The organism is Myroides odoratus (assembly GCF_001549985.1).
GTDB classification, from domain to species: Bacteria; Bacteroidota; Bacteroidia; order Flavobacteriales; family Flavobacteriaceae; genus Flavobacterium; species Flavobacterium odoratum_A.
In genome coordinates this window covers 46,467-71,068 of record NZ_LROZ01000017.1, presented here as the reverse complement: position 1 = coordinate 71,068, position 24,602 = coordinate 46,467, and the positions used below count along the sequence as shown (strand labels likewise).

The 24,602-nt window shown below is 36.0% G+C and carries 12 protein-coding genes; 5 read left to right on the top strand and 7 right to left on the bottom strand.

Annotation, left to right across the window (positions count from 1 at the left end; genetic code table 11):
* Nucleotides 1-21 precede the first annotated feature (21 nt).
* On the bottom strand, nt 22-888 hold the full coding sequence (locus AWV75_RS14885; protein ID WP_060875121.1) for an outer membrane beta-barrel protein: 867 nt from the start codon (nt 886-888) through the stop codon (nt 22-24).
* 79 nt (nt 889-967) lie between these two features.
* Entirely contained in the window at nt 968-8,581 is a 7,614-nt protein-coding gene (locus AWV75_RS14880; protein WP_231738169.1) for an MBG domain-containing protein, read from the bottom strand.
* 207 nt (nt 8,582-8,788) lie between these two features.
* Here AWV75_RS14880 and AWV75_RS14875 point away from each other — a divergent pair, with 207 nt between their 5' ends.
* Nucleotides 8,789-10,486, top strand: a complete 1,698-nt coding sequence (locus tag AWV75_RS14875) for a tetratricopeptide repeat protein (protein ID WP_060875120.1) — start codon at nt 8,789-8,791, stop codon at nt 10,484-10,486.
* Nucleotides 10,487-10,522: 36 nt separating this feature from the next.
* Here the strand turns inward: AWV75_RS14875 and AWV75_RS14870 are convergent, their stop codons facing one another.
* Genes AWV75_RS14870 through AWV75_RS14860 form a run of 3 tightly spaced genes read right to left on the bottom strand, consistent with a single transcriptional unit; the run spans nt 10,523 to nt 13,631 of the window.
* Nucleotides 10,523-11,458: a pyridoxal-phosphate dependent enzyme gene (locus AWV75_RS14870; RefSeq protein ID WP_060875119.1), complete on the bottom strand. Its 936-nt coding sequence runs from the start codon at nt 11,456-11,458 to the stop codon at nt 10,523-10,525.
* A gap of 60 nt (nt 11,459-11,518) precedes the next feature.
* Nucleotides 11,519-12,451, bottom strand: coding sequence for a peptidylprolyl isomerase (locus AWV75_RS14865; protein ID WP_060875118.1), 933 nt, complete (start codon nt 12,449-12,451; stop codon nt 11,519-11,521).
* 13 nt (nt 12,452-12,464) lie between these two features.
* A complete protein-coding gene (locus AWV75_RS14860; RefSeq protein WP_197429588.1) occupies nt 12,465-13,631 on the bottom strand; it encodes an MFS transporter in 1,167 nt (388 codons plus the stop codon).
* 176 nt (nt 13,632-13,807) lie between these two features.
* Between AWV75_RS14860 and trmD the strand changes: the two genes are divergently transcribed.
* From trmD to AWV75_RS14840, 4 genes are all read left to right on the top strand, one after another.
* Nucleotides 13,808-14,494: a tRNA (guanosine(37)-N1)-methyltransferase TrmD gene (gene trmD, locus AWV75_RS14855; RefSeq protein WP_060875116.1), complete on the top strand. Its 687-nt coding sequence runs from the start codon at nt 13,808-13,810 to the stop codon at nt 14,492-14,494.
* Between the two features lie 214 nt (nt 14,495-14,708).
* Entirely contained in the window at nt 14,709-15,059 is a 351-nt protein-coding gene (gene rplS / locus AWV75_RS14850) for a 50S ribosomal protein L19 (protein ID WP_002987216.1), read from the top strand.
* A gap of 309 nt (nt 15,060-15,368) precedes the next feature.
* A complete protein-coding gene (locus AWV75_RS14845) occupies nt 15,369-18,929 on the top strand; it encodes an MBG domain-containing protein (RefSeq protein WP_060875115.1) in 3,561 nt (1,186 codons plus the stop codon).
* A 68-nt stretch (nt 18,930-18,997) separates the two neighbouring features.
* The gene (locus AWV75_RS14840; RefSeq protein WP_060875114.1) at nt 18,998-19,855 is read left to right on the top strand and encodes an outer membrane beta-barrel protein; all 858 of its coding nucleotides are present in this window, start codon (nt 18,998-19,000) and stop codon (nt 19,853-19,855) included.
* 88 nt (nt 19,856-19,943) lie between these two features.
* Here AWV75_RS14840 and AWV75_RS14835 read toward each other — a convergent pair whose 3' ends face one another.
* Nucleotides 19,944-23,600: an ABC transporter permease/M1 family aminopeptidase gene (locus AWV75_RS14835; protein WP_060875113.1), complete on the bottom strand. Its 3,657-nt coding sequence runs from the start codon at nt 23,598-23,600 to the stop codon at nt 19,944-19,946.
* A 3-nt stretch (nt 23,601-23,603) separates the two neighbouring features.
* Nucleotides 23,604-24,476, bottom strand: a complete 873-nt coding sequence (locus AWV75_RS14830) for an ABC transporter ATP-binding protein (RefSeq protein WP_060875112.1) — start codon at nt 24,474-24,476, stop codon at nt 23,604-23,606.
* Between the last annotated feature and the right edge of the window lie 126 nt (nt 24,477-24,602).

Sequence of the window (24,602 nt, the reverse complement as noted above, 5' to 3'; positions counted from 1 at the left end):
AATTAAAAAACAAAAAATCAATTATAGACCAAAACCATATTTTATTTTAATTCCCACAGCGTATGTTTTTAGTTTATACGCTGCATTGTCGTACACCGCATTGCGTTGCACTAAAGCTTCTCCTTTAACCGCATCCGGTTTATAACCAATTAAAGCGGATCTGTCAGCTTTACTGTCTGACTTCTTGATATCATTTAAGCCAAGATCAAAATACAACCCAAAGTATAAATTTTGTCTTTCCGCTAATTCATACTTGTATCCTACTTCTCCTACCCAAGCGATTCGCGTATCAACATCAATATCTTTCTTTTCTTTCGGTAAATCAAAAGATCCCAATCCTCCAAATTCAGGATACGGTAAAATCAATTCATACTGCGGAAAATACCCTTCGGTTTGTAGCTGATTGAAGGTCGTTTCTGCTTCGCTCGTCATACTCAATCCTATCTGCACCCCTGTTCTGAAATACAAATTATTTTCTAAGGTATACCCTACTGTAATAGGAATATTCAACTGATTGAGCGTTATTTTCTCGTTGACTGAGCTTGCTTTGTAACGAAAGATAAAGTTATCTCCTTCCCAATCGGTTACAGGTAAACTTCCTTCTAAACGACTCATTTCACTCTTGATGGTATTCATAGTGTAAATTCCACCAATACCCACACTCCATTTGCGAGATAAATGGTAATCATAGTGAAATCCTGCTCCATAAGACATTCCGCCATCCGACTTTGCCTTATAAGGCAAACTATTTTGAATGCCTAAATATCCACCTTGTATACTAACACCTACTTCGTGCTTGTTGTAATAGTAAGGGCTAAATTGAGCTGTTGCTGTTTGCGTAATCAAACACAGACCAAATAGGCTTACTGCATATATAACTTTTTTCATAAAATTCGTTTTAAAAATCAGGCGGTAGCGATACCACCGCCTGACAACTATTTAAAATTAATAAACCTACTCTTTCCTACTATTCTCTTACGATAAACTGAACAGATTGGTGTTTCCCTTCTGATTTCAATACTAAGAAATAAGATCCTGTAGTAATTGTAGTTGGTAAATTCAACTCTTTTCTATTGCCGTTGAATGATCCTTTACCTACTACTTGTCCTAATACGTTGTAAATAACATATGAGTTTTCATAATCTGTGTTAGAATCTAATACAATGTTCAACGCCTCTGTTTTGCGAACTGGATTCGGATAAACTTGTAATTCTTCTGCCTGTTCAAATCCTAATTCAATTGGACAAGTTGTAAACTTAGTTCCATTTTTCAAAGTAAGAACCGCGTGGTATATAGCAGTTGGATCTAATTTCATTCCATATTCACCTCCTGCAGAATACGCTTGTTGTGTACCGATCAATTCACCATTTTTAAACCATTCGAACTTCACAAAGTTATAGCCTCCGTTTGTTTCTTTATTATTATTTACTAATAATACGTTTTCGTATTTCTGATAAATAACATTTGCCGTAGCTAAACGTTTCTCTATGTTTACATAGTATTTTTTACTCTTCGTACCATCTTCTGAGAATACTTCAATTTCTTGTCTGTGAACTCCATATGTTTTCACATCCACTACAATCTGAGTACCTGGTTTTACTGTTGTGCCTTTTGGTACAATAACATCTAAGGTTACTGTATTTTGATTTGTAGCACAATCTAATACCACATTCGTTTCTTCTTGTATTTTACCATAAGAAACACCGTCTACTAGTAGTTCAGAAATTTCCGTTCCATTACTCTTAATGATTAATGTCCTCGATACTGGTTTAGCTGGTAGATAATTTTCATTACCGTCTTGATAAGCTGTAATAGTTGCTGTACCTACTTGTAATGGTGTAACTAATCCAGCTGGTGTCAAAGTCAAGATTGGTTGATCGACAAAAGTCACTTCGTAGCGAATTGGCAATCTAGAACTTGCTCTAGCTTCTAATTGGTAAGAAGGTGTATCATCTAATATAATAACCCCCAATTCATCAAACCTAATCTCTTGTTCTGCTTTGACAATTCTCAATTCAGCATTCAATTCTTTTGTTTCAAAATTCGGACCGTAATCAATAATTGCTTTTACTGCATAACGTCCAACTTCTGTTTGATTATTATTGACATAAGTTACCACTGCATTTGGTGCTAAATCACCTGTTACAGCTAAACTTTTCACTGTTCCATCATACGTAAATGTTTTCGATGGTAGTGTAACATTACCTACTTCATCTCTAACAATTTCAAACGTCGAAGGTACAAATGTGTCAATAAAGTAATTTGCTCTCGCTACAAGTGTGCCTTGATTGATTGCATAAACACCTACTGCCTCACCTGCTACTCTTCCTAAGTTACCTGAAATTGCATTTACATTTCTATCATTAAACTGCAACCCTTGAAGTGTATAAGTTAAGATTGGATCAGCGCTTCCAAATATTTTTCGCTGATTTGCATCCGCAACAATAACAAGAGGAGCTTGTTTTATTTCAAATGTACTAGCTGCATCAACTGCAAATGTATAGTTATTATGAAGCGATGCTAAACTACCTACTGCATAGCGATATAAACGTACATTTTCTCCTTCTACTCTTCCTAATAAACCACTAATTACAGCTGTGGTATCCGTAAATTTGAATCCAGTTGCGGTGTAGTTTAATACTGGATCATCTTGTCCATATACTTTGTTTTGTCCTACTATAGGAGTAATTATTAAAGTAGCTGGAGTAATTGTTAAGTTCCCCAATTCAAACTGCAAACGATAGTTTGCTGTCGCTGCGATGGTTCCATTTTGGTAAACATATACTCCTACGTTTTCACCTTGTTGACGCGTTAACGCTCCAGTAATAATTGCATTGGTATCGCCATTCGTTAATCCTACTACTTGGTAGTTCAAGGCTGGATCATTATCCCCATATACTTTCGTTTGATCAACCATTTTAATAGTCAATTCTGCAGGCGTAATTACAAAGTTTGCACCTGTAAACGTAATCGTATAGTTTGTCGCTGTTAACGTACCTTGTGTAATCGCATACGTACCAATGTTTTCTCCTGGCTCTCTAACTAAAGCACCTGTTAGTGCTGTGTTATCATCATTAAATTGATATCCTTGTCCCGTAAACCCTAAAGTAGGCTCTGCTTGTCCATATACTTTAGTCATTGGAGTCGCTTGTACTCTTAATACTGCTGGTGTAATTTTGAAAGTGGCTGCTGTAAAATCAAAGGTATAATTAGCTGCACTTAAGCTACCAATACCAATGGCATAATCACCTACATTTTCTCCAGCTACTCGAGCTAATCTTCCTGTTACTACACTTGCATTATCTGTCAATTTAAATCCTTCAATCGTATACGTTAACGTTGGGTCTGTTGCCCCGTATATTTTAGCAAGATTGTTAGCAACAACAGTTAATACAGCTGGTGTTACATGTACTTTAACTTCAGTACGCGTACTTTCACATCCATTGATGATACGTTGACTTACCCAATACGTGGTTACTCCAACTGCATTTGCCGAAGGTGTTGGTGCAGTTGTACTTCCCGTTGTTGCATTACCTACATACCACACTAGCTCATCTCCACTTGTAAGTGTAGCTTCAAGTGCTACTGGTGTATCTCCATACACATAGTATATATCTGCCGTTGCAACAGTTGGTGCTGTCAATATATCTTCAACAAAAACCTGTACTGCTGTTCTAACTTCACTTTCACAATTATTTAATTTTTGTGAAGCATAGTATATCGCTTCGTCACGTAATGGTGTTGTAGCCGTAATCAAGGTACCTCCTACAGGAGCGTCATACCATTTAATAGCTGTTCCGTCTGCTACTAAATTCGCAACTGTTGGGTTATTAATTAAACAGAATCTTTGTACCGCTTGTGCTGTTGGCGCTGGCGTACGTGATAAATGAACAGTTATCGCTATTCTTCCAGACTCACATCCTACTTGAGGGAAATAACTTGACACATAATAAGTCGTTCCGTTGCTCAATACGGTTGTATCTGGTAAAGCTTCTGTTGCTGTTTCAGATGCATACCATTTACTTTCAAATCGATTCGCCAGTGTAACCACTAAATCTGCTAATGTAGTATCTTCACATAAAGATTGATCTGCATCCGCAATTGGAAGAACTGGTCGAATAATTTCTATTTGTATCGGTTGACGTGGTGAACTACAAATTCCATTAGTCAACTCTAAATAATAAGTACCTGTTTGCGTAATTGTTGTTAATGCTGTTGTAGCTGTCATTGACTGATACCATTTAGCAGTAAATTGAGTACCAATTGTCATTGGAATATCAGCAACATTTACTGTTTCACAGAAGATCGTCTGATTTACTTCAACATTTCCAAAATCTACTATTTCTACAGCTACTTCTCTTGTAATCTCACATCCTGAATCACTATCTTCAGCTGTCAAAGTATAAGTAATTGGTTCTATAGCTCTTACATATACTACTCGACGCGAATCTCCAGTATATGCTTCAGTCCCCTCTGGGTTTGTGTATAAGCCCGTTACTGGAGCCCATGTATATTGATGTGTAGCCGTAAATCCTAATTTAATATTAGGTCTGTTTTTTGAAACTCCACTAGAAGTAAATGAGGCTCGATTATCCATCCCTCCTATTCCTCCAGTAACACTATCAGATGCTCCGTAAACAACACTATCATGTGTAGTAGTTGTATAACGATGTGTTGTTCCAGAACCATTACCACCGTTTCCAGCATTGTGTACCGTTTCAATAATTAAATTACTTGTACCATCCCACACGAATGGAATGTTCAATGTAAATGTTACAAAACCTGAAGCTGATGGAGTAAAAGAGAGGCTATTATACACTGTCGTCAACGTTGACGAAGTACCTAAACTTGTCAATGTCATAGCAGTTCCAGTTGTATGTCCCATTCGAATGGTAAAATCTTTACACTGAGAAGCAACAAAAGCATTTAATTCAAAGGCAAGTGTTTGAATCGTACTACCAGCAGTTAATCCTTTTGCTAACAATTCGTCTTTAGTATAAAGCATCTGTGTCTTCACACCTCCATAGTAAGCAGACAGAGGGTTTGGATAACTTGTTGCTCCTGTAGCCAATGTTCCTGTTCCAAAAATAGATTCAGTGCTTCTACCAGTACCAGCATTCAATTCTCCTACTGTTCCAGGACACAACTCTATTGATGTTAGCATGCCATTTACCTCTGGAGTAAGTTTTACAACAACTCGTACTGTCTTTTTAACCTTACACACACCATCCGATTGAGATACAGTTAACACATAATCTGTAGTCTCTGTTGGTGAGAATATCCATCCTGTAGTAGCATTACCTGTTACTCCTGTAGCAGGCATCCATTCATACGTATCATAATTTGCAGCTCCTTCAGTAACAGTAACTACATTGCTCACTTGTTCTCTACAAATTTCTAACTCCGCTGTCGATAATGTAAAGGCTGGCGCTTCAGTCACAGTAGCTACCACTTCCGTACGAGGGCCTGTACATCCTATTTCATATCCAATATTATAAAAATAATAATAGGTGGAACTTGTACCCGAAATATATCCTCCTGTAAGTGTTATTGCATTATCATCACTTACATAAGGAAAAGAAGCTGAATATTCTCTAATTAAAGATACTCCTGAATAAGCTTTAATTAACATGCGGTAACCTGTACCTGGCTGTACATCAAAATTCATAGGAACTTGAGTCGGTGTTGTTATACCATTTGCCTGAATATTTACATTCCCTGTGGAATATAATTCGGTTCCTGCACTATTAGTAATTTTTACATTTATCGTTCCACTACTTGTAGCATAAATATTTGCACTTGTAATTTTTATTGGCTCTGTAACAGAAAATACAATACCCGTATCCGTACCTTCATACGTAGAATTATCAGTTGGGGCAACTTTTCCTATATTTTTAATTACTGCATCTGCGGTTGAACTTACCCAATATGATGTCGTTTGTGAAATTTCTGGCGTAACAAATGAATTTCCTGTACCTAATACAGTTGTACTTGTCGCTGTTTCATACCATCTTACCAAGCCTCTTTCATAAGTCGCTTGAAGTGTTGCAGTACCAACTCCACAAATTGATCCACCAGTAGAAGAAACTAAAGCAGGAGGTTGACAAAGGGTTTTAAATTCTTTTGCCTCTGTCCAAGCACTTTTATCTGTCCCTACGCATACGGATCGGATGTAAATTTTATAATCTGTTAACGGTTGTAAGCCATTTACTGTAGCTGTTAATACACCCGCAACTGTCGTTCCTGTTGCTACACGTCCTGTTGCTTCACCTGGATTACCTGAAGTGCGAACTTCATATTCGTACCCAGTAGCAGGCGCTTGCTCTGGCACTGCCCAAGTAAACGTAACACTATTATGGGCTAAAGTAGCTCTATCAACAGTTATCTCTCCTGGAACAAAACACGTTGGCGTTTTATCTAATTCAACATCACCTATATATAGATTCAGTTTATTTGCATCTGAATACGCTTGGAAACCAATATAAAACACTCCACTTGTAGCTGGTGTAAAATCTATAATTTTCTCAATTGTAGTACCCGTAGAACTGGTAGTTACTGTGAATAACTCAGTCGTCATTCCAGTATTCTCAGCTGAGGCACCATAACTTACACGTAATTTTTCAGCCCAATTACCATGCGAATATTTAAATTTCAATCGATAACTTTGACCTGCGACTAAATTAATTGCATTAGTGAAAAACCAATCATTTGCTGCATTAGTACTATGAAAAGGATATCCCATTACTTTTGTACCTCTAAATGGAGTTCCAGATGGTTTATCAAATGATATCCATGTTTTATTATCAGCATTGACATTTTGTACTGTTAAACAGAACGGAACATTCGGTGTAGTTACATAATTGATATCCATTATGTAAGGTACATTTTCGATTGCACAATCCGTTCTAAAATTCAATACCTCTGTCCATGCACTGGAATCCGTTCCAGAACATACTGCTTTCACATAAAATTTATACGCTGTATTAGGCAATAATCCATTTGCTGTTGCTGTAACTACACCTGCAGCTGTAGTGCCAGATGTTACACGTCCAGTAGCATCACCTGGATTGCCTTCAGTACGAACTTCATACGCATATCCATTAGCTGGTAAACCTGTTGAAGCTGTCCATCTAAAAACAGCTGTATTCTCTGTTACACTAGTAAGTACAGCATCTGTAGGTTCAATACAAGCTGGCGATACATCCACTTTAATATCTCCAATAAACCAAGAAGCCTTATTCGCATCAGAATATGACTGAAAACCAATATAATATACGCCACTTGTTGCAGGTATGAAATCAATAAATTTATTTACTGTCGCATTCGTAGTTCCTGTTTCAATAGTAAACAATTCGTTGGTCATAGCTGTATTAACAGCTGATGAGCCATAACTTACTCTCAAATTTTCAACTTGTCCTGCATCTCTATACTTAAAAGAAACACGATAACGTTGTCCAGCTACTAAATTTAACCCTTGGGTATAAAACCAATCATTGGCCGCATTAGTAGCATGCATATTATACTTCATTACATTAGCATCTACAAAACCAGAAGAAGAAGGTTTGCTAGATGCCGTCCAAGTCTTATCATCATTATTAACATCTTGTACAGTAACACAACTTGGTACCACAGAAGATGAAGAAAGTGCCATGACATAAGGAATATTTACTGACGTACAAAGGGTTTTGAAGCTAATCATTGCCCAAGACGAATTAATATCATCTCCACAATTTGTTCTGATATAAAAATAATATTGTGTGTCTGCAGTCAGCGTCGTCAAATCCACTTGTTCTTCAGCATTTGATACTGTACCAGTACTAACTCGTCCTGTTGCTGTTCCAACATTCATATTGGTACGCAATTCGTACTCTTGTGCCATGATATCCATCGAGTTATTCACCCAATTTACTGTAGCACTCGTTGAAGTTAAATTGGAAACCGAGAAATTCTCTGGTTTTTGACAAGGATTTAGCGCCCCTACTAGTTGTACTTGGGCAACCGTACTTGTTCTTGTTTTGTTTGAATTAGCACCTAAATTTACTGTGTTAATTACTGTATTATCTTGATAAGCATATAATCCTTGATTTGGGGCATTGTAACTCCTAAATCCCGGATAACTACTAGTAAATCCAATTTTTTTATCAACAACTGTAATAAAAAAATTATCTACCCCATTATAAGTAAATGGTGTAGTTAATTCAATTTCCATCCATTGCCCATTTACAGGTGTAATTGTACCACTATAAACTAAACTAGCCGTATTTAGATCAATCCAATCCGTTGCCCCAGTAAAACTTGCTTTCGCAGTATGACCGATATAAACATCCCATAAATCCCATCTGTCACTGAGATTTGAATTCGCAGTAACAAACCATCTTATTTTGGTAATATCACCACCTATTCCATCTTGGCTTGTATATTCTGATTTCAATACAATTTGTTGACTAATACTGTAATCCCAATTCGTAAAGATTGGCATATTATTATTAGTTGATGTACCAGAGCCAATTTGAATCTGGGAAAACATCGATAACGAAAAGCTGAGTAAGAACAGCCACGTTAAAAGTAATTTCTGCTTCATAAATTAAATAGAGTAAATAATGATTAATAATTGATTTTAATTGTTCTGTGTTTTTGAAGCTCTAAGGTGTCTTTACAAAAACTTAAGCAAAATATAACATTCTGTTAAAAAAATAATATATTTGGGGTGGACATTAGGGTGGACAAAAGGGTGGACATTCGAAAATTTAACTATATTTGCTCATTCATTCGATATAGAGAGGTATTTATGAAAAAAATAGCATACTTTATTATTTTATTATGTTTCTACGCTTGTAGCAATACAAGAGAGACTACCTCTTTGCATATCAACCAACTCCTGACAGAACTACACAAGGTAGATGATGTAGCGAAACTCGACGAAATTGTTCAAGCACAATCTTCTAGTCCTCATCCCTTACAAAAGGACATGCTCAATATCATTCAGAAGGTCAAAAGAGCTCAAATTAAAGCACAGGAACTAGGAGCATTTAATGAACAGACGACCCTATTAATGAAAGAAGCGGAAGTACAAGTAAAGGCCTTGAATTTTCCTAATTTAACTCATTGGTTTAATACCCAAATAGGGTTCTATTACTATACCTACAACCACTATATTGAGGCCGCTAATTACTATAGTGAAGTAGCTTACGTTTTAGATCATCACCCAGAAGAAATCACTATACAACCTACAGATATTTATCGAAAAATCGGTTATTTCTATGGGACTATAGGCAAATACAAGCAAGGAATTACGTATTTAACAAAGGCGTTGCAGTTCACTTCCAAAGACAATATCAATTATACCAGTTTATTAAATGCAATTGGCAATTTTGCGATTAAAGATAAACAAGAAGCATTAGCATACCCCTATTTAATACAAGCCAAAAATCTAGCAGAAAGCCAAGGAGATCTTTTGCGTTATGCTAAGATTTTAGGGGATTTAGCAGTGATTGAAAACAATAAACAAAATTGGGAAAAAGCCATTGCTTATTTGGAAGAAGATATTGCACTTTCTAAAAAAGTGGATGATAAAAAAAACACCATGTTTGCTTTACTCTCCCTTGCGCAAGTATATTGGGACAAAGGTGATGTTTCAAATACTAAAAAAACAGCGCTAGAGGCTTTTTCATATACGCAAACCTTGAATTATGTCAAGGGTTTTGAATATGATATCATGAAATTATTATTGGAAGTTTCTATTGCGGAAAAAGATGAAAAACGCGAATTGCTCTACAGAAGAAAGCTAACAATCCTCAACGAGTATATTAGTGAAACAGAAGGTCAAAAAGCCATCGATCAGATTAATTGGGATGCCGAAATCGAATTGATTAACTTACAATTAGAATCACAGCGCTATCACTATGAAAAAATTAATTACCAGCGTCTACTTTTTCTATCCCTTTCTTTTTCATTGGGTTGTGTTTTAGTTTTTCTTTATAAAGTATATCGAAAACAATTATCCAAACAAGCGTCAATGTATGAATCTAATATTCAAAAAATTGAACAAGAGATGGCTGAATCTGAGAAAAGATGGCAAGATACCAATCACTCTTTGGACTCCTATAAAGAATACTTAGCAGAAAAAACAAAACAGATTAATATTTTAGAGGTAGAATTGAACAAAATAAAAGATTCTACCAGTGTGAAGTCTCAAGCGGAACGTATGAAACTAGAACAAACCATCTCTTCTCACTTGATGACAGATGAGAGTTGGTTGGTATTCAAAAAAACATTCCAAACAGAACAGCCCGAATATTATGCCAATCTCATACAATCCTTCCCGGATTTGACAGATTCTAATTTACGCGTTATTTTATTACAGCGATTAAACCTTACCAATCAAGAGACAGCTAATATTTTAGGAATTACGATTGATGCTGTAAAAAAGACCAAACAGCGTTTGCGAAAAAAATACAACGATACCTACCAACAGTTATTCGATTAAAAGCATAAAAAAAGGTTTAGTATAAAGCTAAACCTTTTAAAAGGGTAAATTATCTAAATCTACATTTCCACCAGATAAGATAATACCTACTCGCTTGCCCTCAAATAATGGGCGTTCTTTAATCAATACAGCTAAAGCTACAGCGCTACTTGGTTCAACGACAATTTTCATACGTTGCCAAATGAGGCGCATTGCACTAATAATTTCATTTTCTCGAACGCGAATAATTGCTTTTACTCCCTCTTTAATAATTGGAAAATTGACATCCCCTAACTGCGTACGCAAACCATCTGCAATGGTGTCCACAGAAAGATTAGATTCAATCTTCCCACTTATTAAGGAACGAAAGGCATCATCTACCTCATAAGGTTCTCCGGCATATACTTCAATCCCCTCTTTTCCATAGGCCTGAGCAGCTAAAATGGTTCCAGCTAATAATCCACCTCCACCAACAGGCACAATCAATACATCTAAATCAGGTTCAATTTCCAATAATTCTTTAGTCGCTGTACTATTGCCAATAATGACATTAATTTCATTTGAAGGATGAATAAATGTTGCCCCTGTTTCATCAATCACTTGATTACACACGCGTTCTCTTGACTCCATGGTAGGCGCACATTCTACAATTTCTCCTCCATACATCACAACAGCATCCCTTTTTACATTGGGAGCATTAAATGGCATCACAATATAACACTTCACATCAAAGGTACGAGCAGCCAAAGCAAGTGCTTGTGCAAAGTTACCTGATGAGTGCGTGACAACTCCCTTTTCTTTTTGCTCTGCAGTTAAATGCAAAATAGCATGGGTTGCCCCTCTCATTTTAAAGGCTCCTGCACGCTGAAAGTTTTCACATTTAAAATATAAATCACTACCTAGAAAGTTTTCAATATGACCAGACTCCATAATAGGCGTGTGATGTACATAGGGTTTTATTTTCTCGTAACACGTATCGATTTTCTCTTTCATATAAAATAGTATAAGATAAAAAACTCCCAAACTTAAAAAAGATTGGGAGTTTATATTGTATTACTTTACATCCATTAATTCAACATCAAATACTAAGATTGCATTTGGAGGAATAACTCCACCTGCACCTCTTTCTCCGTATCCTAAATAAGGAGGAATAACGAAACGAGCTTTATCTCCTACGCGTAATAGGGAAATTCCTTCGTCCCATCCTTCAATTACATGTCCCATTCCCAAAGGAAACTCGATTGGTTTTTTGCGTTTGTATGAATTGTCAAACTCCATTCCATTATCTAAAGCTCCTTTATAGTGAACCGCAACTGTTTTCCCTTTTTCCGCTTGTTTCCCTGATCCATTTACGATCATTTGGTAACGCAATCCACTTTCAGTACGTTCAAAACCAGCAGCTACTTTTTCTAAAGCTTCTTCTCCTGCTTTTTTCTGTTCTGCGATTCTTTTTTCTCTTGCTCCTTCAAATGTACGGAAAGCCTCAACTGCATTCCATTTTTGAGCTTCTTCACCCACACGTACAATCTCGATTGACTCAATTACATCATCTTGAGTAATTGCATCTACGATATCTTGTCCACTGATTACACGTCCAAAAACTGTATGTTTACCATCTAACCACGGTGTAGCAACGTGTGTGATAAAGAATTGTGATCCATTTGTTCCTGGACCTGCGTTTGCCATAGACAATACACCAGGGCCATCATGTTTTAATGTAGCATCAAATTCATCATCAAATGTATAACCTGGCCCACCTGATCCGATTCCTTGTGGACATCCTCCTTGAATCATAAAATCTGGTATAACTCTATGAAACTTTAATCCATCATAGTAAGGTTTTCCTTGTGGACGTGCTGAATTTTCTAATTTTCCTTCTGCTAATGCAACAAAGTTACCTACTGTTCCCGGTGTTTTATCTTCAGTTAGTTGAACTAAAATCTCGCCTTTTGACGTATTAAATTTTGCGTAAATACCGTTTTCCATTCTTCTTATGTTATTAATTTTTACTATTTTTTTTCTTTGTGCGCAGATAAATTAAGAATGACAAAAAGGCCAAAGCCATGCCACCGAAACAAACACCTACCCATCCAAAATATTTCCACAAATATAAACCAAAAGCCGAGCCAAACGCCGTTCCAAGGAAACTAAATGACATATAGACAGTATTCAATCGGTTTCGCGCTTCAGGTAATAAGGAGTAAATACGCGTTTGATTAGAGACGTGAATCGTCTGTAATCCTAAATCTATCAAGACTATTCCAATAATAATCCCCACAATAGACGTGGCAGATAACGCAAAAACAACAAAACTCAAAAATGTCATGCCTATGCCATATAAAATTAATTTTTGTGCCCCGCCTGCTCCGCCAATTTTCCCAACCAAAGGCGCTGCAAAAGCACCACAAGCACCAATTAATCCAAAAGAACCAATCAAAGCACTGTCATAGCCAAAAGGCTGATTGTGCAACAGTAATACCATCGTGGTCCAAAAAGCACCAAATTGAGCGAAAGCCAAACTAGTAATCCAAGTAGCTTCTCGAAGTACGGGTTGCTCTTTAATTAAGATAAAAAGCGAGCGGTATAGACTCGAAATGGATCCTTGATAAGTTGGTTTATTAATAGGAAGTCTAAATTGAATGAGCACAACAAGTAAAACTCCGATTGCCGTTGCAATCCAAAACATGCCTCTCCAGCCTAACCACATTCCTACAAATCCACTCAAAGTACGCGAGAATAAGATTCCAATCAGCAAACCACTTACTACCGTACCAATTACTTTTCCTCGTTGTGCTTCTGAAGCTAAACTAGCAGCCATAGGCAGAATAAGTTGAGGTACAATGGAAGTGGCTCCAAGTAAAAAGCTAATTACTTGCAACCAAAAGAAATTTGTAACACTTGCTGTTAATCCTAAGGCTATAATAGCACAAAGGGTGGTATAGGTAATTTGTTTTTTGCGCTCTAATCGATCCCCTAATGGAATCATCAGAAACATACCTATCGCATAGCCTGCCTGGGTTAAATAGGTTAAGGTACCTGCCGAGGCTTCTGAAACACCAAACTCATCTGCAATTAGTGGTATTAAGGGTTGACAATAATATAAATTAGCAACAATTAACCCTGTAACTGCTGCCATGAATAATACATTTGCTTTAGATAAACTCATACCCACAAAGGTAAACATCTCCTTTATCTCAATCCAAATAAAGGGATAATTTCTACAACAAATAAATAATACACCCAGCGATTAAAATCAAAAATTCACAGGAAACTGATCTTGATGCGCATATAACCATTGGATTGTACAAAAGAGGATTGTACCTTTGCTCAAATTTAAAACCCATGCGCATAGATATCATTTCGGTTGTTCCTGAATTAATTGAAAGCCCTTTTCAAGCTTCTATTTTAAAACGAGCGATTGCTAAAGGACTCGTTGAAGTACACTTCCATAATTTACGTGATTATAGCACCAACAAGCACAAAAATGTTGATGACTATCAATTCGGTGGTGGTGCAGGGATGGTCATGAGTATTGAGCCGATTGATCGTTGCATCAGCAAATTAAAAGAAGAACGTGAATACGATGAGATTATTTATATGTCTCCTGATGGAGAAACACTAAATCAATCTATGGCTAATAGCATGTCACTATTAAAGAATATCATTATTCTATGTGGACATTATAAAGGAGTAGATCAGCGCGTACGAGATCATTTTATCACAAAAGAAATTTCAATAGGTGATTATGTGTTATCTGGTGGAGAATTAGGTGCCGTTATTTTATGTGATGCTTTAATTCGCCTAATTCCTGGTGTATTAAATGATGAAACCTCAGCCTTAACGGATAGTTTCCAAGATAATTTGCTTGCTCCTCCTATTTATACAAGACCTGCTGAATACAAAGGATGGAAAGTTCCTGATGTATTACTCAGTGGTAATTTTGCAGCTATTGATAAATGGCGAGAGGACATGGCATATGAACATACCAAAACGAGAAGACCTGATCTTTTAGAAGACAAACAAAAATAAAGCTAAGTTTCTAGTTTTGAATTCGTTTTTGCATTCCTTATGAGGTAAAACGCATGATTTCAATGCTAAAACAAGTAAAGAACAATATCTCAATTATTTAGCCTAAAAATTAGGATTATTTTATTGGATTTTCATATATTTGCACTCGCTTTAAACTAACCTCTGGCGAGGTCCGTGCATGTTGGTTTAAATTAATTAATTATTTTTTTCAGAAATGGCAGATTTAATGAAATTCGTTCAAGACGAATTAGTTGCAAAAAAAGACTTCCCAGCATTTAAAGCTGGAGACACAATTACTGTGTACTACGAAATTAAAGAGGGTGACAAAAAAAGAACTCAGTTCTTTAAAGGAGTAGTTATCCAAAGAAGAGGTTCAGGTGCTACTGAGACTTTTACAATCCGTAAAATGTCTGGTAACGTTGGTGTAGAGCGTATCTTCCCAATCAACATGCCTGCTTTAGAAAAAATCGAATTAAATCAAAGAGGTAAAGTTCGTAGAGCTCGTATTTTCTACTTCAGAGAACTTACTGGTAAAAAAGCAAAAATCAAAGAAAGAAGAGGATAATCTTATTTCTGAGACGAATAAAAAAGGGAAAGCACTTGTGTTTTCCCTTTTTTATTTACACTCTTTTTATCTTTCATTTCAGTTTTTATTTAGTCAAAGTATACAAATTCACCTATCCTATTTATTAGTCTATTTAAATAAAAAAACCTATAATTAACCAAATAATTAAATATCATCTATTAAAATTTTTATTATTGATTTTTTTTAAATATTTTCATAACTAAATTATGTTATATTTTTCTTAATTTTAAAACCTTATTCTCTAAATAAAGAATTAATAAAGGAAAATAAATCTAAAAATCAATATACATGAATCCAAAACTACTACTAACAGGAGTGCTGCTCTTCTGTTGTTCACTCTTGGTGTTTCCCTTAAATAAAGCATCTTCTTTTGTCCCTAACGAAAACAAAGATGCCTTACCCATACAAACAGAAATTGTATTTTCGGATTCAGGTGAAATAACCGTTGAAAATCCTTTTTTCTGTGCACCAACAGCTGTCACAGCAATTAGACTTCGTACTAGCTGTACAGGCCAGCCTAGATGGTACGCTTCAGCAACGGACGCTACTGAATTGACTACAATCACCCAATCAGGAACGTACTACGTTGAATTGAGTAACGGAAACTGTAAAGTGGAACGAAAACCTGTAGAAATCATTATTCTCACTCCCCAACCTCCTCGAGCAGATAGTACTCAATACTTATGTAATGCCCCTACCTTAGCACATATGCGAGTAGCGGTAGAAGATTTATACGTTGTACGTTGGTATGCAACCGCTACCTCAACAACACCTTTAGCTTACAATACACCCATAATTAGTGGAACGACTTATTACGCCTCAAGTTATCATTTGATCGCTGGTTGTGAATCAACACGCATTCCTATAACCGCTACTGTGGTCAATACAGCAGCACCAACTGCAGAGGAAGAACAGGTATTCTGTCCTTCTCTTCAGCCCACAATTGCTAATTTAGATGCTACTGGAAGTGCAATCAAATGGTATAATGCAGCTGAGGGTAGCACGCCTCTTGCTGTTACCGATAGATTAATCAATAATAGAACCTATTACGCTTCTCAAACCATTCACAACTGTGAAAGTAGTACGAGAACAGCTGTTACTGTTCGAATGGAAAATATTACCAGACCTACTGTAGAAAACAATGCAATCGAATTTACCTATGGTGATATTTCTACTCCTTTCACAATAGATACTGCTCCTCATCATGTATTGGTGTGGTATACAACTGCCACTGGAGGGCAAGGGACTACAGTTCCACCAACCATCCCAACAGATGCTGTGCGCACTTTTTCCTATTGGATTAGTCAGCGAAGCCCTAGCGGATGTGAAAGTGAACGCTTAGCTATAAAAGTACACGTACGCCCAGCAAAATTAACAATCACGCCAGATACATTAACAAAAGAATATGGAGAAGCCGATCCTACTTTAACCTATACCGTTAGTGGATTTATTAACCAAGAAGATATTGTTCCCCTTCGTGGCCAACTTCATCGTTTACCTGGTGAAAACGTAGGTCGATATGACCTTACATTGGGATCACTTACCCCAATACCTAACTATACCTTTAATCTGGTACCAACCAAGTTCAGTATTACCCCGGCTCCTTTAACCATCACAGTAGATGCAAAAACAAAAGTATATGGAGAGAGAGAACCCCAATATAGTTATACAGCTGAAGGTTTCAAATTTTCAGATACTACACGCTCTTTAACAGGAAATATCACTAGAGAACCTGGAGAAAATGTAGGTATATACCGCTTTTTACAAGGTAGTTTACGCAATTCCAATTACAACATCATTTTTATCGATAATATTTTTACGATTACACTTGCTGATTTATTTATCATTGTCCATAGTCCTTATGAGCTTCCACCTAATAATGCAAATATCAAAACATATGGAAACCCTGATAATCCAGAAATTTATTATAGAATTGAAGGTTTAACAAATGGAGATTTTCCAGAAACTATTGTAACAGGGGTATTAACTCGTGATCCAGGTGAAAATGTAGGATTTTACGCTATCCATCGAAATGATTTAACGATACATTCTAATAACTATACGGTTCATTACATTCCCAATGTATTTTTCATTGAACCTGCTCGTTTAGATCTTTATCCAACTCCAGGTCAATGGAAAACCTATGGACAACCCGATCCAGTTATGACTTATGACACGATTGTAGGATTCAAATTTGATGATACTATTGATTTAATTCGCGAAGTACGATTGGGAAAATTAGCTGGAGAGAATGTAGGATTTCATTATTATACACTTACCTATGCTTCTATGGATACACAAAACTATTACATCAATATCATGTATGAACAATTTGAAATTAAACCCGCCCCACTTGCTATCATAGCTAATCCCAATCAATACAAATACTATGGTAATGCAGACCCTATTTTACAATTTACAGGGGTAGGACTTCAATTTAATGATACAAACTTTCAAGCTACACGAGGACGCTTAAGTAGAGAAGAAGGCGAAGATATTGACCTCTATCCCATTACAATAGGAACTTTAGAAGGTGGTCCTAATTATTACCTAACCGATTTTACTTCCGCTGATTTTGAAATTCGCAAAGCCGAATTTAAAGGAAAAGATGATCTCGAATTTTTATCTAAAACATTTGTTTATGACGGAACAGTAAAAAGCTTAGCGGTTACAGGAACCATTCCGCCTAATACTGTTATTACCTATATTAATAATGACCAAACAGAAGTAGGAGTATACACCGTAAAAGCAAGAATAGATTTTGGTCCAAATTACGAAATACTCGAATTAGAAGCGGAACTGACTATTGTCAAAGCTCCTCAAGAAATTAATTTTGAAGAACTGGACCTTATTTATATAGAGGATACGCCATTTTTACAATTACATGCAACAGCTAGTTCAGGGCTTCCAGTTCGTTTTGAAGTAACCTATACTAGCTTACCTAATCTTTTAACAATGACAGCAGCAGGATTAGTGACGCCATTACAAGTAGGAACGGCTAAAATTACCGCTTATCAAGATGGAAATGAGAACTATTTACCTGCCACACCAGTAACAAGAACACTCATCATCAAAACCAACGTTACAGATATTTTAGATCTAATTGTTGATGGAGTGTCTTATGGTAGAATACAAAAAGAAACCTATATTCTGTTAGATTGTGATCCTAACAAAAACAGCGTCCTACTAGAGGTTCTTGTCAACGAAGGGATGACAGTAAAACCAAGCAACCGTATTGTAGTTGATGTCAGTACATATGGAATACACAAACAAGAAATTGAAGTATTCTCAGAAGATGGTACGAAGAGTACGAAATATTATGTCTATATCGACAAACGCTTTCCTACCACAAACATTGTTTATCAAAAATACGAGAACGTCTTATTAGTCAATAATAATGCAGCAACCAATGGAGGCTATAAGTTTACAAAATACGAATGGTATAAAAACAACGAGTTAATTGGCACACAACAGGCCTATTCCGCAGGAGATAAATATGGGATGAAATTAGACGACACAGCAATCTATCATGCAGTTTTAACCTTGGCCAATGGAACTAAACTCACTACTTGTCCGATTGAAATCATCTTAAAAAAGAATGGCAAACTCAAAGTTTATCCGAATCCTGTGTCAAAAACACAAGCATTACAAGTTGATTTAGAAGAGAACAAAGTATACGAGAATAGCTATACCATTTACAATGTAGTCGGTCAAATTATTTTTCATGGCGTATTTACTGACGAGAAGAAAGAAGTAAATTTACCTGCTACAATCGCTTCAGGTTCTTACTTCTTAGTACTAAAATCAGAAGGAAAACACCAATCGGTTCAATTCATTGTAAAAGAATAACAACATACAAAACTTACTAATTATCAGGCAGCAGTTAGCGCTACTGCCTGATTTAAAAAAACAACTTTATGAGAAAAGTTATATATGCATTAAGCCTAGTAGGGCTATGTTTAGCCGCTCAAACGGCAACCGCTCAGTTCAGTCGTTATTACTACAACAAACACGAAGTAGGCGTTAGCGTACAAGGCGGTTATTTAGGCATTCAAAATAGTTTGCCTTACGATTTAAAATCGGATGGAGGAATGTCTTATGGAGCCGGAATCCACTACGATTACCACTTGTCTCACAAATGGAGTGTAGGTATTGCTGGAATCTATAGTATGAATAATGTAAAGTATGAAAAGAATCGATATGAAGGTAGTATGCCTGTTACGGATTATGAAGGTGCCAATTTTATCTTGAGATACAAGACCAATTCTTTGAAAGAAAAAATAACATTAAATGAACTGAGTATTCCCCTTACAGTAGCCTATACAATGGAGAATAATATTTATTTCAGAACAGGAGTACAGGTTGGTTTGAGTATGACAAGTGAAGTTGAAACAACGTTCAATCAGCTCGAAACAGAGGCTTATTTCCCTCAATATGAATTGGTTTTAACCGAACCTAATTATTTGGACTTAGGCTCTTTAGGAGATAAAAAAGAAAAGAAAGATGTGGATGTAAATACAAGAGTCGCTTGGGTAGGAGAAGTAGGATACAAGTATGAGTTAGCGGAAAGACAAAACTTGTATATCGGATTGTATTTTGATGTTGCATTAAACGACATTAAAAAATCAACCAATGCTGCTAATACATCTTCGTTATTAGGTTATAAATCGGTCGATGAGCATCCTTTGGTTTACAACAAAGCGTATGACAATCCAGCATATAAATTAAAAACGTATGCGGTTGGAATTAAAATAAAATATGGTTTTGGCTTATAATAGAGAAGAATCTAGGCTAAAAAACAATATTCTTTGTCTTACTAACCTTTACAAATGAAAAAAGGGACCTTAGAGGTCCCTTTTTACTTTATATTGCTTTTCTATTGTCATACGAACGCGTATCAATCAACTTATAATAAGGATCAATTCCCACTTCTGTTGGTTTTTCATCTACAATAATCGTAAACTCATTTTCAATGGCCGTTACTTTTACTTTTTGCAGATAAAGCACTTTCTCTTTACTCTTCGCTTCTTTCGCTTTGGTAAAAATACCAATCTCAACATAGTCTGCTAAAGGCAATGATTCTATTTTCAAATTCTTATCACCAGTAAATACAAGTGGCGTTGTTCCTTGATCAGCATAAATCTTCTCCCCCTTATCTCCTGCTCTATATTTGCTTACATAAGCCTTGATTTTTACTTCATATTTACCTCCATCTAATGGCTTAATTTCAACTTTATCCACATAATTATCATATAGCGTAATAGTTTCAAACATATCTTTTACCATATAACGCAAAGAATCAGGAGTAGCCACTTTAATATCATGGACTAATTCAGCAGAAATGGTATAAGGAGCCTCTTGGAAGGCTACTTTTTTCACATACTCTTTTAATACTCCATTTAAAACAGCATCTCCTAAATAATCACTCATCGTATAAAATACTAAAGATCCTTTATTGTAATGGATATACTGTTGGTTTTCATTGTACATCAAAGGTTTCTCTTTTTTCGATTCTCTCGATCGTCCACTTAAATACCCATCTAATGCATCTTTTAAGAAACGCTGCATTTGACCTTTGCCATATTCTTTTTCCAATACTTTCAACGAGCTGTATTCCGATAAACTCTCGGATAACATTGTCGCTCCTTGTACATTCGCTCCAATTACTTGATGTGCCCACCATTGATGTGCAACTTCGTGTGCCGTTACTGAAAAAGGATAATCCACTGCATTTTCATCCGTATCATCTACGTCTGCTACAAATCCAATTGTTTCAGAAAATGGAATCGTATTCGCAAAAGACTGAGCAAAAGTTCCCATACTTAATGGAAATTCAATGATTCGCACCTGCTTGTGTTGATAAGGACTAAAAGCCTCTGAATAATAAGCTAATGATTTTTTCACTCCAGACATCATGCGATCCAAATTGTATTCGTGTCCCTTATGATAGTAAATCTCAATGTTTACATCCTTCCATTTATCTCGTTTCACTTCATATCGCGCGGAATTATAGGCATAGAAATTCAGCATCTTTTGATCCATTTTATAATGGAAGTAACGACGATTTCCTTCGGTCCATTCCTTTTGTAAATAACCTGGTGCAATCGCTATCTGATCAGCCATTGTACTCACTGTGGTTTCAAAATGAATCCAATCGGCATCACTGCTAATATACGTATTTTGTAAAGCGCGCTTATCCGTCTGTTCCGCCATACGCTCTTTCGGAGCTAACCCGTGTTTTTTGCGAATTTCATCATCTGTCAACTCTCCACGATCACTATAACCTAAGGAAGGGAAAAAACTATTATTTAAGAAGGTTCCATTGTTTAAAATAGGAGATTCTGAGCGAATCAAAGTATTCGGTTTATTCTCTACAACAAACTCCAACGTTCTCGTTTCTCCTGCTTGCATCGGTGTATCCAAGCGATAAAAACTCACTCCTTGAATAGAATCAGTAGACAAAAACGTTCCTCCTTCCACGACAATCGTATTCTTTAAACTTGGATAGTAAGACACGTATAAACTATCTAATGCTTGTGTTGTTTTATTTTCAAGTATGTAGGTTCCCCTAGCTTGGAAATTGTTTTGCTCTGGATATAAATCGACATCTACCTTAACATCTACAATGCGAGGTTGTGCCATCCATTGATATTTTTTATATGTTTTTTCGTATGCTACTTGAAGAAGTTCTGTTTCTTTGGATGAATGAAATACATTCAATACCGTATTTTCATAATATAAATAAGCACCTAAGCCTATAAAAGTCGCAAAGAAAAGTAAAGTTGGTACGATAACAATCGCTTTTGAACGTTTCTTCGCATAGTAAAATCGCTCTTTCACCCCACTAAATACACCTCTCCTCCAAAATAATAAAGTCAATCCGCTCAATCCTGCTACAAATAAACTCCAATAAAGGGCATAGATTAAGAACTTACCTAAATCAGCACTTGATCCAAAGCCATTCATATCCGAATAAGAAGGCGTTGGAATGGAATTAAAGAAGAAAATCGGTTGCTCTATTCCTATTTTACTAATTGCAGGCCATCCCATGTTAAGCACAAGTAAAACGAAGAATCCAATAATATAATTTTTGAAAAACGTTTGTACAGCCAATGCCATTAACGCCCAAATAATAAATTCGATCCAATCATATCCCAATAAGCTTTGAAGGTATAGACCAATTTCGAACTGATAAAAGCCGTTATATGCTTGAATACCCATACTGGTTATCATGATTAAAATCAACAACATCAATTGCAATCCGATTAAGGCAAAAAACTTCGAAACAAACAGCACCCAGTTAGGAACTGCAGTTGAATCAACAAGTAAATTCATCCGTGTATTTTCTCCACGGTGCACAAGTAATCCTGCTCCTAAAAAGGTAATCATCAAAATAAAGAAATGGAAGGTTCCTCCTGGAATCATCAACATCTGTCTTGTTAAAGGATAAGTTGATGTGCCATACATGGTCATAGCAAAACTGGCGACTAAAATCATAAACAATAGACCTACACCAATCAAAATCAAGAATACGCGATTACGAGCTAAAAACGTAAAATCAATCTTCGCAAAAGCCAACACATTGCTCCAATTGGCTTTGAAAGAAAAATCATATCGCACTTTAGGTAAGACAATTTTAAAAATACCACTAAAGTTATTTTTAACTACACGATCTCCTTTTACTTTTCTTCTACACGAGAATGTTGCCGGTTGTTGTTCAAATTTAAATACTTTACCTAAAACAAATAGAGAGATCAAACTAATTAGCAACCAAATCAGACGATTTAAAAGATAATATTTCTCTAATGGTAAATTATTGACATTCAATTCCTCTACACTCCAATAGCGCGTATAATAGCTCAAGGCTTGTCCACCAGAAGGGTCTAACAAAGCACCTAATTCTCTATAGTCTACATCAGCTGCAATACTATTAATAATCCCCTGCACAATCATGATGATGATGATGGTTATAAAACCAGTATAAATACTACGTGTCAGCGTTACTACAGCAAAGACAATCACGCCAATAAACAACATATTAGGGATTAAATTGATCAAGTACACTTGTACGTAGTTCCACAATTCATTAGGTCCTAACAACTCTGGATTCGCCCAAGGCACTAGAGTCGCTAAGAATGAACCAATTCCCATCATGATACTAATCAAGAGCGTCACTAGAAAAGAACTTGTAAACTTACCCAGTAAATATTGCCATTTTGAAAAAGGATATGAATATAAAATATGGTGTACATTATATTTGTAGTCCCTATAAATAGCCATCCCAATAATAGAAGGAAATAAAAAATACAGCAACATATTGAATGAATCCAGCATCGTATTGAGCACATAGGCAGAATTCATTTGCAATAAGGAAGCAGATGTATTTTTCACGGCATCAAAAACACCAATGGTTGACATCATCGATAAGAAACTGATCACAAAAAAAATCGCTAGGTATAAATAAAACACCCAGCTCTTAAACCAACGTTTAAGTTCAAAAGAAAAAACTGTTTTAAACATCCCTTAATCGTTTTTTAATGCAACAAAATAAACATCTTCCAAGGTTGGTTTAACTGACTCAAACCCTTCACTTGCTAAAGAATCCTCAGCATATACGCGGATTTTTAATCGATTTTCTTGGTTGTATTTTCCAGAAAGAATATTCAATTGATTGTATTGATCCACCTCTTCTCTATTGATTTCTTTTAACCAAATACGTCCCGCTAACTTTTGTTCCGCTTCTTTAGGTGTACTTCTTTCCAAAAGATGTCCGCCATTTAAAATAGCCATCTCATGGCATAATTCATTCACGTCATCTACGATATGCGTTGAAAAGATTACAATATTATTCGTTCCGATTTCTCTTAGAACATTTAAGAAACGATGACGCTCAGCTGGATCTAATCCAGCCGTTGGTTCATCCACAATAATTAATTTCGGATCATTTAACAACAATTGAGCAATACCAAAACGCTGTTTCATCCCTCCTGAATATCCACTTACACTTTTGCGTCTCACTTCGTATAAATTGGTAACTTCTAATACGCGATTGACAATTTCACGGCGTTCTGAAGCATTGGAAATTCCTTTTAAGCGCGCAAAATAATCCAATAAATCCACAGCAGACATATTAGGATAAACACCAAAGTCTTGAGGTAAATACCCTAATACTTTACGAAATTCATTTTGCTGTTCTAAAATATTTATATCGCCAAATCGAATACTCCCCGCATCTGGTTTTTGTAGTGTAGCTATTGTTCGCATTAAAGTTGACTTTCCTGCTCCATTAGGCCCTAGCAAACCAAACATTCCTGGTCCTATTTCTATTGATAAATCATCTAATGCTTTTACCCCATTTTTATAGGTCTTACTTAAATTTTCAATAACTAATTTCATACTTCTATTTTTTTGGTTTATCCTATAAGTATCCCGATTTACTCTTTTGTTACACAACTCACTAACATATTCTTCTCTCTTCACTTCCCTGCCTTATTACTATTCCCCTTCTCAACCTGCAATCCC